General features: G+C 69.2%; 13 protein-coding genes. 6 read left to right on the top strand and 7 right to left on the bottom strand.

Annotated elements, in window-relative coordinates; genetic code table 11:
• Positions 1-319: 319 nt before the first annotated feature.
• The 5 genes from ABIA33_RS23395 to ABIA33_RS23375 are packed head-to-tail and all read left to right on the top strand — an operon-like array spanning position 320 to position 3,844.
• Entirely contained in the window at positions 320-1,159 is an 840-nt protein-coding gene (locus ABIA33_RS23395) for a protein phosphatase 2C domain-containing protein (protein WP_370084342.1), read from the top strand.
• A gap of 32 nt (positions 1,160-1,191) precedes the next feature.
• Positions 1,192-2,439, top strand: coding sequence for a hypothetical protein (locus tag ABIA33_RS23390; protein ID WP_370084341.1), 1,248 nt, complete (start codon positions 1,192-1,194; stop codon positions 2,437-2,439).
• Between the two features lie 32 nt (positions 2,440-2,471).
• Complete coding sequence (locus ABIA33_RS23385; RefSeq protein WP_370084340.1) at positions 2,472-3,173, top strand: VWA domain-containing protein; 702 nt, start codon at positions 2,472-2,474, stop codon at positions 3,171-3,173.
• Positions 3,174-3,176: 3 nt separating this feature from the next.
• Positions 3,177-3,347 (top strand): hypothetical protein, encoded by a 171-nt coding sequence (locus ABIA33_RS23380; RefSeq protein ID WP_370084339.1) that lies wholly within the window; start codon positions 3,177-3,179, stop codon positions 3,345-3,347.
• Positions 3,344-3,844 (top strand): Pycsar system effector family protein, encoded by a 501-nt coding sequence (locus ABIA33_RS23375; RefSeq protein ID WP_370084338.1) that lies wholly within the window; start codon positions 3,344-3,346, stop codon positions 3,842-3,844. Before ABIA33_RS23380 ends, ABIA33_RS23375 begins: the two co-directional genes overlap by 4 nt.
• An 862-nt stretch (positions 3,845-4,706) precedes the next feature.
• Here ABIA33_RS23375 and ABIA33_RS23370 read toward each other — a convergent pair.
• The 4 genes from ABIA33_RS23370 to ABIA33_RS23355 all read right to left on the bottom strand — a co-directional run bounded on the left by ABIA33_RS23370 (position 4,707) and on the right by ABIA33_RS23355 (position 7,268).
• Entirely contained in the window at positions 4,707-5,816 is a 1,110-nt protein-coding gene (locus ABIA33_RS23370) for a hypothetical protein (protein ID WP_370084337.1), read from the bottom strand.
• Between the two features lie 86 nt (positions 5,817-5,902).
• Complete coding sequence (locus tag ABIA33_RS23365; RefSeq protein WP_370084336.1) at positions 5,903-6,241, bottom strand: helix-turn-helix domain-containing protein; 339 nt, start codon at positions 6,239-6,241, stop codon at positions 5,903-5,905.
• Positions 6,242-6,490: 249 nt separating this feature from the next.
• On the bottom strand, positions 6,491-6,853 hold the full coding sequence (locus ABIA33_RS23360) for a hypothetical protein (RefSeq protein WP_370084335.1): 363 nt from the start codon (positions 6,851-6,853) through the stop codon (positions 6,491-6,493).
• Positions 6,854-6,920: 67 nt separating this feature from the next.
• Positions 6,921-7,268 carry a hypothetical protein gene (locus ABIA33_RS23355; RefSeq protein WP_370084334.1) on the bottom strand — a complete coding sequence of 116 codons (348 nt, stop codon included), beginning with the start codon at positions 7,266-7,268 and terminating at the stop codon, positions 6,921-6,923.
• Between the two features lie 614 nt (positions 7,269-7,882).
• Between ABIA33_RS23355 and ABIA33_RS23350 the strand changes: the two genes are divergently transcribed.
• Positions 7,883-8,761, top strand: a complete 879-nt coding sequence (locus ABIA33_RS23350; RefSeq protein ID WP_370084333.1) for an LLM class F420-dependent oxidoreductase — start codon at positions 7,883-7,885, stop codon at positions 8,759-8,761.
• A 99-nt stretch (positions 8,762-8,860) separates the two neighbouring features.
• On the opposite strand, the gene ABIA33_RS23345 is transcribed toward ABIA33_RS23350, so the two are convergent.
• The 3 genes from ABIA33_RS23345 to ABIA33_RS23335 all read right to left on the bottom strand — a co-directional run bounded on the left by ABIA33_RS23345 (position 8,861) and on the right by ABIA33_RS23335 (position 14,770).
• On the bottom strand, positions 8,861-10,372 hold the full coding sequence (locus ABIA33_RS23345) for a transglycosylase family protein (RefSeq protein ID WP_370084332.1): 1,512 nt from the start codon (positions 10,370-10,372) through the stop codon (positions 8,861-8,863).
• 168 nt (positions 10,373-10,540) lie between these two features.
• Complete coding sequence (locus ABIA33_RS23340) at positions 10,541-12,859, bottom strand: glycoside hydrolase domain-containing protein (RefSeq protein ID WP_370084331.1); 2,319 nt, start codon at positions 12,857-12,859, stop codon at positions 10,541-10,543.
• Positions 12,860-12,976: 117 nt separating this feature from the next.
• Positions 12,977-14,770, bottom strand: coding sequence for a hypothetical protein (locus tag ABIA33_RS23335; protein WP_370084330.1), 1,794 nt, complete (start codon positions 14,768-14,770; stop codon positions 12,977-12,979).
• Positions 14,771-14,959 lie beyond the last annotated feature (189 nt).

Raw genomic sequence — 14,959 nt, 5'->3', positions numbered from 1 at the left:
TTCCACCCAGCGCGAGGAGGGCGTCAGGACAGCGGCGACCGGCCCGGACCAAGCGCCTGTCGCGGCACCGCAGCCGCCCGGCGCTGCCACGCGCATCCCGTACCGCACGCCTCGGGATGCGACGAGCGGGCTGCCCCTCGACCTGCCGCAGCGCGTCTCCCTCACACGGAAGGACAACGGAGCTGTGCTCCTGCCGGGCGCCCGCCGACAGGCCGCGTCACCGCCGCGACCCCTCACGGACCAGCCGCAGGCCGCCCGTGAACCGGCGTTGGCCGAGGTCCCTTCCGGTGTACCACGGCCGACGGACGGCCGCTTTCCTGTGTTGCAGAAGGCGTCGCGGGCCACCGGAGCGCCGTGGTTGCTGCCCTCGATGCCCTCGCCACCCGGCATCGCAGCCGACGAGGCGGTGCTCGGCGGCCTGGATATCCGGGCAGCGTCGGTCATCGGTCCCGGTCACCGCGGCCGGGCCATCGCCCGACAGGACGCGTACCGGATCGGACAGGACAGCGCCGGCCGTCACCTCGTGGCGGCCGTGGCTGACGGCATGTCCGACAGCCGACATTCCGAGATCGGGGCACAGGTTGCGGTTGCCGCGCTGGTTGGCGCGCTGCGCGAAGCACTGGACCGCGGTACGGAACTAGAGTGCATCGACCACAGGGAGGTGTTCCTGGCTGCCGCCCGGCAAATGTACGCCGCTGCCAAGCAGCGCAACTGGGACGCGGACGATGTCCGGGCCGTAGCGGTCGCCGCCGTTGTACCCGCGCGTCCGCACTCCGACGGCATCCGCCGAGTCTGGCTGGCGGCCGTGGCCGACGTGAGTGCCTGGAGACTGCGCGAAGGCGCGTGGGACCAGTTGATCGGCCAGGAAAAGGGCGGCTATGACGCCGGATCCATCGATCACTTTTTGCCCCACGACCTCGACCACGTCAGTTACGGAGTCAACGAGTTGGAGTCTGGAGACGCGCTGGCGCTGACGACCGATGGCATCGCTGACGCCTTCGCCACCGGCCCTGGTGCGCGGCGCTGGTTCGCTCAAAGATGGCAGCAGCCGCCCGCAGTCGGTGCGTTCCTCCTCGATGTTGGCTTTGACCAGGCACAGATGCACGACGACCGCACCGCAGTTGTCGTCTGGTGCACAGATGGGAGGCGGGAGTCTTGAGGACGTGGTCGGACAGCCCGTTCTGCCCTGCGGTGGGCCCCGAGGAGGTCCCGGAAGGGCGGGTACTGGACCGTGAGAACGGCGAGTCGCGGATCGTCTACGAAATCGCTGGCAGCAAGGGCTGGATCGCCAAGATGTACAAGAAACCTCTGTCGGACACCGCTGCGGCGGATCTGCGGAAGCTCGTCTACCTGCCGACCCTCATGTCCCAGCGCGACCAGACCCTGGTCGACGCCTCTATCGCCTGGCCGGTCGCCAGGATCCTCGACGGACCGCAAGTGGTCGGCGTGGTGATGGCCAAGGCCCCGGACTCGTTCTTCGTGCGGTTGCGGAAGCTGAGCGGGACAGCAACGGACGCCACGCCCCTGCTGCTCGACTGGCTGGTCATGTCCGGTGATGCCTGCGCCAAGCGGGGTATCCAGCCCGCCGATCTGAGCGTGCGGCTGCGAGCCATGGCGGAACTGCTCGCAGTGGGCGCTCTGTTCGCCCGGTACGACATCGTCTACGCGGACTGGTCGTACAACAACGCGTTTTGGGAACAGGGAACCGGCGCGGCCTTCGTCATCGACATGGATACCTGTGCGTTCGGGACGCGCAAGTGGATCCAGTCGGTCGGTTGGGAAGATCCGCTGTTTCCCGAGAAGAAAAAGCAACCGTTGACCATCCACAGTGACCGCTACAAGCTAGCGATGCTGACTGTGCGGTGCCTGACGGGCGTACGCCAGGATCCCATGGAAGCATACCGGGCCTTGGTCGATCTGATCGGCAGCAATCCCTTCACCGACACGCTGGAGCAAGCCCTCACGGCGTCACGCGCGACCGATCGCCCAGGGCCGACTGAGCTGGTCGTGGCATTTCGCCACACAGCGGATCAGGGTTTCGCCGCCGCGCCGGTCCATGCTGCCGCGAACGTGCCGGTGAACGCCACGCCTGGGAATGTCACAGGCCAGATCAGGGTGGGGGCGCCGTCTTCTCCGTCCCTGGTGGACCCGGCCGTCCGGTCGGTGCCCAACCCCGGCAACGTCACCGGAAACGTCGACCTGCGCAACCGTGTGCCGAAGCCCGCCACGCCGCAGCGAACGTCCGCGCCCGAGCCCGCGTCCGTCTCGGCACCGCTGCCTACACCGACCTCCGCCCCCGAGCCGCCTGTCGCGACCACTGCATCGCCCCAGCCGGTACAACGGCAGGAGTCAAGCAACCATGCCCTTGTCGTTGTCACCGGCGCCGTCCTGCTCCTCATAGCCCTGTTCCTAGCGCACTTCGCCCTCGGCTGGGTCTAGCTCGGGCGGTCGACCAACCACTGGAGGAAAATGTGAACCAAAGCCCCGAGTTCGCTGCGGACTTCAAATCCAAAGGCCTGCCTGCCTACCTCGTACTGGACACCTCCGGCTCCATGAAACGCTACGAGGAGTTGCTCAACTCCACGCTGCTGAACATCTACGACACACTGTTCACAAGTCCGCAGACCTCGGAGTTCATCCACCTGTCAGTGATCTCGTTCAACACCCAGGCGCATCTCGTCACCCCGATGACTGACATCGAGGAACTGCAGAGCCTGCCCACCGTCACCTGCGAGGGGCTGACGAATCTTGGCCCCATGATGCAGCTTCTGCGAACCCGGATCACCGACGATGTGCGGGCCCTGTCCGAGGCCGGAACGCAGGTGCTGCGTCCGGTGGTCTTCCTGCTCACCGATGGCGTTCCCACCGACCAGCCCGCGGGATCATGGCAGCAGGACCTGGACGAACTCCGAAACCCAGCCTGGAGGTTGTACCCGCACATCATCACCTACGGCTTCGGCGCGGCGAGTGAAGCCGTGCTGCAGAAGATCTCCACGGTAGCGGCCTTCGTCGCCGAGGAGGGCGTGCAGAACACAAGCGATGCGCTCTCCGCTGCCCTCACCAGCCTGTTGAACTCGCTCGTGGCATCCGCAAGGGTTCGCCAACTCCAAGTCCCGGAGGAGGTCAAGGGGTACCGGTCGGTGCCACTGGACTTCGTCGATGGCGAGATCTGAGTGATGCCCCGTCGAGAGCGGATCCGGCCGCTGCTACTGCCGGAGGGCAGCGGTCGTGGCGGCACACCCACGCCACACAATGCTGGTGCCCGCGACATGCCGGCGAGCGAGATGCGCGGGGTGGGGCGCACCGGCCAGATGACCTTCATGCCGAGCAACTGGTGGAAGCTGTGACCCCGGAGGAAGCGACCGAGACCGCCTGGCGAATCCATGGCGCCATCGGGGAGTGGACAGCCAGGGTTGACGCGAAGGCGTCCTTCGCATTGACCCTGGAATCCGCGGCGCTTGCGGGGGTCGTCGCGCTCTCCCAGACGACCCACGTCTTCGGTCACCTGCATGGGCTGGGCGACAAAGCCATACTGTGGCTCGGGGTCCTGCTCCTTCTGATGTCCGCGGCCTTCGCGATCCTCGTAGTTGTGCCCCGGCTTCGATCAGTGAAGGACCTCCAAGCGGAATCCCCCCGGAACCTCATCTACTTCGGCCACCTTCGGCACTGGGATCCGGACAGGCTCCCCGATGCGCTCCTCAATCAGGACATGTTGCCCGTACTCAGCCTTCAGCTTGTCAAGATGAGCGACATCGCCTGGAGAAAGCACCGCCACGTCCAGTACTCCATGGCCCTGGCTGCCCTGGGCGGAGTATTCGTCTTCGTTGCGGGACTGCTTACCTGAACAGCCCTGACCGAGACGCCCCCGCCAGCACTGTGACGGAGCGTCAAACCACCGCCAATAAACACAACTGTCGGTGCCAGGGGCCAGAGTTGGGGGACAGGAGTCGGCTAGTGGCTCGTCTCAGATCCTTGGCCGTGGAATTGATCCGCAGTTTGCTTTCAGGTCATTATCGTGGAGGTGCTTGTGGGGCGTCGTCCAGGAGTGTTCGTCCGGCCGGTGAACATGGAGGAGGGTCGCCGGTTGCAGCGGGTCAGCCGAACCGCGAAGGATCCGGTACCCGCGGGGGGCGATCGTGGTGATGATGTCCGCGCAAGGCCAGTCGGTCCCGGACATCACCTCGTTGATGCAGGTCGGCGCCGACTACGTGCGTGACGTCATCCACGCGTTCGACGAGCGGGGGTTCGAGGCATTGGACCCAAAAATGGAGCGGGGGTCGGCCCAGGACGATCAGCGGCCAGGTGCGCGAGCACATTTGCCTGATCGCCCGGATGTTCCCTGCCGACTGGAAGATCACTGCCTTCTCCACATGGAGCCTGACCAAACCGGCCGAGCACAGGGTCACGCAGACCGTCGTCCCGGCGATAGGCGGCGAGACGCTACGGCGAATCCTGCGAGGGCAAGGTCTCCTGGCAGACCACCACAACCTGGAAGTCCTCCAACGACCCGGACTTCATCGCCAAGATACACAAGGTCCTGGCGCTCTACGACAGCCCGCTGGCCGATGGCCGGGTGGTACGCGTGGACGAGTTCGGGCCGCTCAACCTCCTGCCGCGCAAGGGCAAGGCCTGGCACCCACGCCGGCTACGGGCCACCTCGCCACGGTCGGCGGCCCCGTGGCCACGCCTTCGCCCGCCGGAGCGCGTCAGCCCGCGCTGGCCGCAGCCTTCCGCGCCGCCACGGCGCGGGCACGATCGAACGCCGCTACGGCGTCGGGCTCCTTCGTCCAGGGCTCCGCTCCGCACCAGGGCCCGATCAGCCGGAACTGCTCCAGCGCCGCGTCGTACAGGCCGGCCCTGCCGAGGTAGTACGCCAGCAGATGCCGCAGCTGCGGCAGCCGCTCGTCGTCGGCGGGAACCTGGTGGAGCGATCGGGCGACGTCCTCCAGCAGGACCTTGGCCTTGCGGGAGGACGGCAGCGCGGTGGCGCCGCGCTTCTCGAGCTCGTACAACGCGTGCAGGTGCATCCCGGCCAGCGCACTGCCGACCGGCGCGCAGCGCACGGCACGTTCGGCGAACTCCAGCATCAGCCTGTCCGAGCCGGCCCACTTGGCGCACCAGAACTGCAGGGCCTGCCAGTGGCCGGTGTAATGATGAGGGGCGCGAGCGAGGAGCCCCTCCCACAGCGGGCGGAACTGATCGCGGGAGTACCGGGCTCCGCGGGCGGCGGTGACCATCACGACCCAGGGGCCGGGGTCCTGCGGCGCCAGCAGGGCGGCCTCACGCGCAACCCGTATCGCGGCGGGCAGCAACTCCCTGAACGTGGCCATCCGCGCCGCCGGAACCCGGTTCGCGTACTCGTTGCCCCGGATCTCCCAGGCGCGGTGCACGAGCAGCTGGGCGTGCAACGTGGCTGAGTCACAGCTGTCCGGCCGCTCCCGCCGCCAGTCGCCCAGCCACGCGTCGCCCCGAGCGGCGATCTCCTGCAACAGTTCCAGCCGGGACCAGCGTTCGTCCCAGTCCTGGCCCGCCGCCTCGACATACGCGGCCGCCGGGCGCCAGTCACCCTCCCACGCCGCGTCAGCGATGGCCTGCATCTCCTTGAGCCGGTAGGCGGGCGGGGGCGGCCCGGCCCGCCGCGCGCTGAGCTGCTCCCGGGGGGCGAGTGCGTACGCGGCCGGGTCGAACCGGGTACGGGCCCATCGCGCGCTGGGGTTGAAGGGGCCGATCCAACGCGCGAGGCGGGCACGGCCCGGGGAGCGTCTGATCAGCCCGACGAAGAAAACGGCGAGCACGATGGGCAGCAGAGTCGTCACGGCCGAGATCATTTCCCACCCGGTCCCGGAGGGCAAACAGCTTTGCCCGGGCGTCTGCGGTGCCGATGCTTCAAGGGCTCGGCAGCCTAGGCTGCGTGGGCAACGAAGCGGATCTCCTCAGTGTTGCCGTCGAGCACGATGCTCAACGAGCCGTCGAGGGCCGTGGTCAGGCGCCGCAGCAGGGGCAGTGTCGGTACCGCGTCGGCACCCTCGATACGCGACACCTTGGACTGAGTCTGAGTCAGGCCTGCCCGTTGCGCCAGCTCGGACTGAGAGAGCCCCAGCTCGACGCGCCGATCGTAGATGACCTTCGCAATGGCCATGCACAGGCGGATTTCCGCGCGCTCCTCCTGGATCTGCGCGGACTCCCGGTAGCCCTCGATGAGCTTCCTCTCGCGGGTTGTCTTCCAGCGGGCGTGACTCATCACGCGCTCCGTTCAGCATCGCGGTAAACCATACCTGGCCGGTGTGCTCCGAGGACTCGCACACCTTCCTGGCCACCACGGCGCGCTCGATCTGCGCCTATCCCGCAACCCCATCCGACGAGAACGCGGGCCGCTGCGCTACGAGCACCGGCATGGCCCCGACACCGCACTGACGGCCCGCCGCCACGGCCCGAGGCACTCACCGCGCCGGTTCGCCAACCCAGGGCAAAGACTCGCGCGCCTCAGCCGTCACGCCGCGTGCTTGCGCGCCCTCGCCGATGCCAGGGCAGTCACCCCGAAGCCGACCTCGGCGCCCAGATAGGCCCAGTACGTCCAGTCGGTCCGCGGGCGGTCGAGCACCAGCGAAGCGACCCGAACCGCCGCCGCGCCGAGCCAGGTGAACCCGACCGCCGTCTCGGCCGCGGGCTCGGCGCAGACCAGCGCCCAGCCGCCCAAGGCAGCGTAGGTACCTCCCAGGCCGGCCCGGATCTCGGCCATCCCCCGCGCGCTTACGGCCGACACACCCAGCGCGACACCCACCCGCTCGGGCACCACAACCCCAGCCGCCCCGGACAACATCAACGCCGCACTGCTCACCCGTCCCATATTCACCAGATGACCATAGAACAGTTGAACCCCTGTCAGCAGATCTGGCGCAGCCCCCGGCGCTGAGCCGGTCCTAGCTGCACGCGGGCGGCGTGCCGGTGTACGGGTGGAAGTCCACGGTGGGGACACCGTCGCCCAGGAAGCGCGCGTGGTTCGCATCGATCAGCTCCATCGATCCGTACGCCTCGGTGTTCGCCCCTGCTGCCGTGGGGGCCGGCCCGGGTGCGTCCGCCTGCCACCAGCGCCCCGCGAAGTGAGCGAAACGAATGCCGCAGTGGATGTAGAGGTAGTAGGGATAGGCGCTGCCGGTGGCCACGACCGAGGGGGTCGGCGGGACAGCGCGGACGCCGTAGAACGCGTGGGTCGATGCGCAGCCCGTGGCGAGCACTGCCGTCGACACGGTCGCAACAGCCAGCGTCACGCGCCAAGCAAAGCCCCGTCTGGCGGAGCGGGAGGTATGGGTCATGCCGATGGGATGTGTTTGCAGCCCGGCGCGCTCCACAGTCGGCTGATTCGCCACACAACCGATTCCCGGTCGTAACCAGGCGACCGGCCCTGGAGACCGCATCCGCGGCATGACGAGGAGTCAGCACAGCTTCTCACCAGCGAAGTCATCGGCCACCGCGGCTGCTGCTGACTTCAGCGGCCACCGGACACCGGAGCCGGTGACCTCAGCAGTGCGCCCGCTCGCTCCCGGCCGTCGTGCCGGAGTGCGGCCAGCTGCGCGAGCTGCTCGGTGGGGTGAACTCGATGCCGCCGACGCGCAGACGTGACCGTGGCGAGGCGTTCACACCAACCCCCGGGCCGGCCCGGTGGAGACAAGCGGTCACCAGCGGCCAGCCGAAACCGGCCGCTCGGCCCGACCGCGATGGACCGGTGCGCTGCAAAGCGGCACGTCGTCCGAACAGGGGGTGATCCCCGCGACGAACCCGGAACGCGGTCAGGCCAAGGACCGCGCGGTACCGGCACGTTCCCGCAGGTGACACCGGCGGTTCGGTGCGCCCGGCCCGCCCGTCACGGGCCAGACTGAGGACCATGCAGATCGGAGTCGTGTACCCGCAGATCGAGCTTCGAGGAGATCCGAGCGCTGTTCGGCGGTTCGGGAGAGCAGTCGAGGACCTGGGATTTGACCATCTCCTCGCCTACGACCACGTGCTCGGCGCTGTTCACGCCGACCGGACGCCTCGGCTCACCGGCCCCTACGCGGAGCACGACCCGTTCCACGACCCGTTCGTGATGTTCGCCCATCTGGCCGCCATCACCGAGCGAATCAGTTTCGCCACCGGGGTCCTGATCCTTCCGCAGCGTCAGACAGCGCTCGTGGCCCGGCAGGCGGCCGATGTTGATCTCCTGTCCGGCGGTCGACTGCGCCTCGGTGTCGGGGTCGGCTGGAACCACGTCGAGTACCAGGCCCTCGGGCAGGACTTCCGCACCCGTGGCGCCAGGCAGGAGGAGCAGATCGGGCTGCTCCGCCGGTTGTTCACCGAACCTGTCGTCGACTTCTCGGGCCGCTTCGACCGGGTCGACAGAGCCGCACTCGTGCCGAGGCCGACGCGGCCCGTCCCGATCTGGCTCGGCGGATCCAGCGAAGCCGCGTTCGACCGGGCCGCCCGGCTCGCGGACGGCTTCATCTTCTTCGGTGGCGGCGGCACCGACCACGTCGTCGACGCCTGGCAACGGCTGCGTGATCGCGTGGACGGCCTCGGCAGGTCGGTCGAAGCCTTCGGCGCGGAGTATGTGGTGCTTCCTCACGGCGGCGCAGGCGGCGCAGGCGGCCTCACGGCGGAGGTCGACGCCTGGCGCGAGGCAGGCGGCACCCACGTCTCGGTGGCCACGATGGGCCTCGGCCTGGACTCCGTCGACGCCCACATCGACTACCTCGCCACAGTCGCAGACGCACTCAACTTGCCGTGACGAGCGCCGCCGGACCTCGCCTCGCCCGCGGCCACCCTGCCGACAGCGCCCCGGCACCCTCGGCGTACCCGCAGGCCGACCAGCGGTGGTGGGGTGGGGTTATCCGGCGTGGGGGGTGCCGGCGGTGGTGGTCATGCTGACGGTGGTCCAGGTGCCGTTGGTGGGGAGGTAGGTGAGTTGGACGTCGCCGTTGTTGGTGGAGCCGATGCTGTAGATGGCGAGGGTTCCGTCGGCGTCGGTCATGGCGCTGAGGGCGCCGCCGGTGACGGGGGTGCCGACGGACGTGGTCAGGTCGGAGGTGGCCCAGTTGCCGCCCTTGGGCAGGTAGGTGATTTGCAGGTGGCCGTTGGCCGCGTCGGCGGTGGCGACGCCGAGGGTGCCGTTGGTCTGCAGGAAGGTGGAGGGTGCGCCGCCGGCGGAGGCGGGGGTGCCGACCTGGTTGGTCATGTCGGCGGTGGCCCAGGTGCCGCTGGTGTTGAGGTAGGTGGCGGAGAGGTGGCCGCCGTTGGTGGAGCCGCGGCTGAAGATGTACAGCGTCCCATCCGCGGCGACCACGGTGCTGAGGGCTCCGCCGGTGACGGGGGTGCCGACGGACGCGGTGAGGTCGGAGGTGGCCCAGTTGCCGCCCTTGGGCAGGTAGGTGATCTGCAGGTGGCCGTTCGCGGAGTCCGCTGTTGTGACGCCGAGGGTGCCGTTGGTCTGCAGGAAGGTGGAGGGTGCTCCGCCTGCCGAGGCCGGGGTGCCGACCATCGTGGTCATGTCGGCGGTGGCCCAGCCCCCGCCGGTGCCGCTGAGGTAGGTGGCGGAGAGGTGGCCGCTGTTGGTGGAGCCGCGGCTGAAGATGTACAGGGTGCCGTCGGGGGCGACCACGGTGCTGAGGGCACCGCCGGTGACGGGGGTGCCGACGGATGCGGTCAGGTCGGCGGTGGCCCACGCGCCGGCGGTGGAGAGGAAGGTGATCTGCAGGTGTCCGTTGGCGGCGTCGGCGGTGACCGCGCCCACGGTGCCGCCCTGCTGGACGAACGCCGCCGGTGCCCCACCGGCCGAAACCGGGGTGCCGACACTGCTGGTCAGGTCCTTGGTCGCCCATCCTCCCGGGCCCAGCGTGGTGACCTGCAGGTGCCCGGTCACAGCGTCACGGGTGAACGTGTACGCGGTGGGGCTCGTCCCCAGCCCCAGCACCGAACCCTTGTCCCCCAACGCTGGAGCAGGCGCAGGCGGCGGGCTGGTAGGGGGTGCGGTGGGGAATGGCGGGGTCGTGTCGGCGCCCAGCCCCGCTGCCGGGCCGCAGGTGGGCCATGCCTTCTGGCCCTGAGCTGCGAGGACCTTCTCACCTATGAGGATCTGCTGGTCCTCGGTGGCTTGGTTGGGGTACGCGGCGTACTGCTGACCGCCGTAGGCGTCCCAGGTGCTCAGCGAGAACTGCAGACCGCCGTAGTAGCTGTTGCCGGTGTCGATGCTCCAGTTGCCGCCGCTCTCGCACTGGGCGACCTTCTCCCAGGTACTGACGGAGGCAGCATGCGACGGACCGGCAGCGAGGATCGGAAGGGTGGAGACCGCAGCAGCGGCCAGCGCGGCCAGAAGCGTGTTCCTGCGGGTGAGCTTGGACACGGTGAGTCCTCAGAGGATTTCGGTGGTGGTGGAGCAGGACGGTTGCCTGCTCGGGCATGGAGAAGAAAGGGGTCCCGCCCGATCGCATGAATCGGGCGGGACCGGGCCAGGTGGACCCACTGGAGGCGAGAATCAACTGCGGTTGTCGCTAGTCGAGTTGGGGTGGGGTTATCCGGCGTGGGGGGTACCGGCGGTGGTGGTCATGCTGACGGTGGTCCAGGTGCCGTTGGTGGGGAGGTAGGTGAGTTGGACGTCGCCGTTGTTGGTGGAGCCGATGCTGTAGATGGCCAGGGTTCCGTCGGCGTCGGTCATGGCGCTGAGGGCGCCGCCGGTGACGGGGGTGCCGGCCTGGGTGGTGAGGTCGGAGGTGGCCCAGTTGCCGCCCTTGGGCAGGTAGGTGATCTGCAGGTGGCCGTTCGCGGAGTCCGCTGTGGCGACGCCGAGGGTGCCGTTGGTCTGCAGGAAGGTGGAGGGTGCGCCGCCGGCGGAGGCGGGGGTGCCGACCTGGTTGGTCATGTCGGCGGTGGCCCAGGTGCCGCTGGTGTTGAGGTAGGTGGCGGAGAGGTGGCCGCCGTTGGTGGAGCCGCGGCTGAAGATGTACAGGGTGCCGTCGGGGGCGATGAGGTTGCTGGTGTAGCCGCCGGTGACGGGAGTGCCGACGGACGCGGTCAGGTCGGAGGTGGCCCAGGCGCCGCCCTTGGGCAGGTAGGTGATCTGCAGGTGCCCGTTGGCCGCGTCCCCGGTCACCACGCCCAAGGTGCCGTTGCTCTGCAGGAACGTCGACGGTGCTCCGCCCGCCGAGGCCGGGGTGCCGACCATCGTGGTCATGTCGGCGGTGGCCCAGCCCCCGCCCGTGCCACTCAGGTAGGTCGCCGAGAGGTCGCCGCTGTCGCCCGAGTCACGACTGAAGATGTACAGGGTGCCGTCGGGGGCGATGGCGGTGCTGAGGGCGCCGCCGGTGACCGGGGTGCCGACGGAGCCGGTCAGGTCGGCGGTGGCCCATGCGCCGGCGGTGGACAGGTAGGTGATCTGCAGGTGTCCGTTGGCGGCGTCGGCGGTGACCGCGCCCACCGTGCCGCCCTGCTGCACGAACGCCGCCGGTGCCCCACCGGCCGAAACCGGGGTGCCGACACTGCTGGTCAAGTCCTTGGTGGCCCATCCTCCCGGGCCCAGCGTGGTGACCTGCAGATGCCCGGTCAAAGCGTCACGGGTGAACGTGTACGCGGTGGGGCTCGTCCCCAGCCCCAGCACCGAACCCTTGTCCCCCAACGCCGGAGCAGGCGCAGGAGGAGAGGGAACGCTCAAGGAGACGTCGAGATAGTCCTGGTCGATCGGGATCGACACGCCGCCGTAGCTCGCCTGAACATTGCTGGTGTACTGGTGGACCCGCTGGTGCTGCGCCCAGTCACCGCTCGGGATGACCGGATCGTTGGTATCCGCAACGCCGTTCCAGTTGGCGTCGAACAGGACGTCGGGCTGGGCGTATCCGCTGCCCTTGCTGTTGACCACGTCGGTTATGCCCGAGGAGGAGGAACTGTAGACGCCGGAGTTGTAGCCCTTGGCGTGCAGCTCCTTGGACCAGGCGGACAGGTAGCTGAGCACCGTGGAGCTGTAGGCGTGGCTGTAGTCCTCCATGTCGTAGTACAGGGGAGTGCCGGCTGCGAAGCCCAGACTCTGTGCCTGGGCGACGGCGTCGTCCGCGGCGGCGGTGCCGTCGCTGGTCGGGGAGGTGATCGCTCTCGCCTGCAGGCCGGCGTACAGCGGCATGAAGTGCCAGCCGGCGGAGGCCTGCTGCTGGACCCATGAGGAGGTCAGGTTGGGCTGGCTGCAGCCGCGGTCCGCACCGCCGATGTAGATGCCCACGGCACCGTACGGGGAATCGGCCTTCCACGTGGACATACTGCCGGCGCTGGGCGCGGCGCAGGCGTCGAAGCCCTTCCCGGTGTAGTTGGTCGCGTTGGCGGCTACGGCTTGCGAGGACGCCGTACTGCGCGGGGCCGCCTGGGGGCGCGTGGTTGGCGCGGTGGTCGGCAGGGCGGCACTGGCGAGGATCGACCGGACGAGTTGCTTGTCCGTGTCGTACGTCGCGGTGACCTGAATGTCTGCGGCTGTCGTCAGGTACTGGTGGTTGATGCTCTGATCCGTGGTGCCCTGGCCGGCAGCGTTGTTGGTCGCCGGCTCCACCAGGAGGGCCTCGGTGTGGCCGAAGACGTTGGCGGGGCAGTTCTGGTCGGCCCCCGGGGTTCCCAGATACAGGGCGTGCTGATCGAACCGGACACAGCTGGTGGGGTGCGCGCTCAGGTCAACTACCGGCCAGGACAGGGGGATGCGGAACTGGTGGCCGCGGTAGGACACGGTCTTTGTCTGTGTGGCTGAACTCGCCGTGGCGGCCTGGGCGGAACCCGCGGCCGTTGCGCTCAGGGCTGCGGCCAGGGCGAGAGCGGCAAGGGCGCTGCGCGTCGAGGTGCGGCGGCTGGTCGGAGTCATGACTGATCCTCATCTCGGTGCTGCCAGGAAAACGGGGCCGCAGGGCCCGGCCCCGCAGCTCACCCCGAGGGGCGTGGTGCGGGGCCGGCGCCGGCGCTCTTCGGTGGTGGGGTGGGGTTATCCGGCGTGGGGGGTGCCGGCGGTGGTGGTCATGCTGACGGTGGTCCAGGTGCCGTTGGTGGGGAGGTAGGTGAGTTGGACGTCGCCGTTGTTGGTGGAGCCGATGCTGTAGATGGCCAGGGTTCCGTCGGCGTCGGTCATGGCACTGACGGCGCCGCCAGTGACGGGGGTGCCGGCCTGGGTGGTGAGGTCGGAGGTGGTCCAGTTGCCGCCCTTGGGCAGGTAGGTGATTTGCAGGTGGCCGTTGGCCGCGTCGGCGGTGGCGACGCCGAGGGTGCCGTTGGTCTGCAGGAAGGTGGAGGGTGCGCCGCCGGCGGAGGCGGGGGTGCCGACCTGGTTGGTCATGTCGGCGGTGGCCCAGGTGCCGCTGGTGTTGAGGTAGGTGGCGGAGAGGTGGCCGCCGTTGGTGGAGCCGCGGCTGAAGATGTACAGGGTGCCGTCGGGGGCGATGAGGTTGCTGGTGTAGCCGCCGGTGACGGGGGTGCCGACGGACGCGGTCAGGTCGGAGGTGGCCCAGGCGCCGCCCTTGGGCAGGTAGGTGATCTGCAGGTGCCCGTTGGCCGCGTCGGCGGTGGCGACGCCGAGGGTGCCGTTGGTCTGCAGGAAGGTGGAGGGTGCTCCGCCCGCCGAGGCCGGGGTGCCGACCATCGTGGTCATGTCGGCGGTGGCCCAGCCCCCGCCCGTGCCGCTCAGGTAGGTCGCCGAGAGGTGGCCGCTGTTGGTGGAGCCGCGGCTGAAGATGTACAGGGTGCCGTCGGGGGCGATGGCGGTGCTGAGGGCGCCGCCGGTGACGGGGGTGCCGACGGATGCGGTCAGGTCGGCGGTGGCCCATGCGCCGGCGGTGGACAGGTAGGTGATCTGCAGGTGTCCGTTGGCGGCGTCGGCGGTGACCGCGCCCACGGTGCCGCCCTGCTGGACGAATGCCGCCGGTGCCCCACCGGCCGAGACGGGGGTGCCGACGCTGCTGGTCAGGTCCTTGGTGGCCCATCCTCCCGGGCCCAGCGTGGTGACCTGCAGGTGCCCGGTCAAAGCGTCACGGGTGAACGTGTACGCGGTGGGGCTCGTCCCCAGCCCCAGTACCGAACCCTTGTCCCCCAACGCCGGGTCCGGAGCAGGCGCCGGCGGCGGGCTGGTGGGGTCGTCGACGACGCTGTTGTTGTGGACCGGGCTGAACGTGCCGTAGCCGGCGTAGTAGGGGTAGGGAATGGTCCGGTGGTGGACCCCGCTGCCGGTGAACTCGTAGCCCACGTAGGAACTCTGGGACGAGTCGGCCCAGTGGTCGAACACGACGATGTGCCCGGCGTTGCCGGCGGAGTCGTTCAGCAGTGCGTCTCCGGCCTTGAGGGCACCCTTGCTGATCCATGACGCCACACCGGAGGGGACGAAGCTGGTGGTGTCCAGCGAGGCGTCCAGGTGCCAGGCCATGGAGGCGTAGCCGGAGCAGTCGGTGCGGTAGCCCGCGTAGGAGCCGCTCTGGTCGTAGGACAGGCCGAGGTTGACCCAGGAGTCGGCCCGGCTCAGGACCTGGCTACGGGTGATCGTCGGTGCGCTGACCATCGGGGACATCAGGCTTCGGGCACTGCGGGTGGTCCCGGTGGTCCCCGTGACGGGGGTGACGGGGCCCTGGCCGTTGCCGCCGCGGTCCTTGTGCGCCGATGGCGCTGCGGGGTTGGAGTGGCCGGGATGGGGCGAGGTGGCTGCGAACGAGGAGGTGGTCCCTCCCAGGCCGATTGCGGCTGCGGCTGCCACGGCGATGGACAGGGCAAGGGCTGTGCGTGGGCGCGTGGACATGGCGGATCCTCCTGAGGACGTGAATGTGGTGGTGCGTCATGTGGGTCAGGTGCGAGTCGGCTTCGGGTGTGGGTGGTCGGACGGCTGACCTGCAGGAACAGCCGTCAGGGCGAGGCAAGTTGGTTAACCGCGTGTGCGGTGGTGTCGTGGCAGAGCGGGCTCTCCCGTCGGCCCTGGAGGCGCGGGACG

Origin of the sequence: Streptacidiphilus sp. MAP12-16 (assembly GCF_041262165.1) — a bacterium.
In the GTDB taxonomy this organism is placed as follows: Bacteria; Actinomycetota; Actinomycetes; order Streptomycetales; family Streptomycetaceae; genus Streptacidiphilus.
This window is presented reverse-complemented; position numbering and strand designations above follow the sequence as displayed.

Excerpts from the sequence above, each read along its gene's own strand:
- ABIA33_RS23380 (WP_370084339.1), top strand. The coding sequence starts at position 3,177 with ATGCCCCGTCGAGAGCGGATCCGGCCGCTGCTACTGCCGGAGGGCAGC.
- ABIA33_RS23365 (WP_370084336.1), bottom strand. The coding sequence starts at position 6,241 with ATGAGTCACGCCCGCTGGAAGACAACCCGCGAGAGGAAGCTCATCGAG.
- ABIA33_RS23350 (WP_370084333.1), top strand. The coding sequence starts at position 7,883 with ATGCAGATCGGAGTCGTGTACCCGCAGATCGAGCTTCGAGGAGATCCG.
- ABIA33_RS23340 (WP_370084331.1), bottom strand. The coding sequence starts at position 12,859 with ATGACTCCGACCAGCCGCCGCACCTCGACGCGCAGCGCCCTTGCCGCT.
- ABIA33_RS23335 (WP_370084330.1), bottom strand. The coding sequence starts at position 14,770 with ATGTCCACGCGCCCACGCACAGCCCTTGCCCTGTCCATCGCCGTGGCA.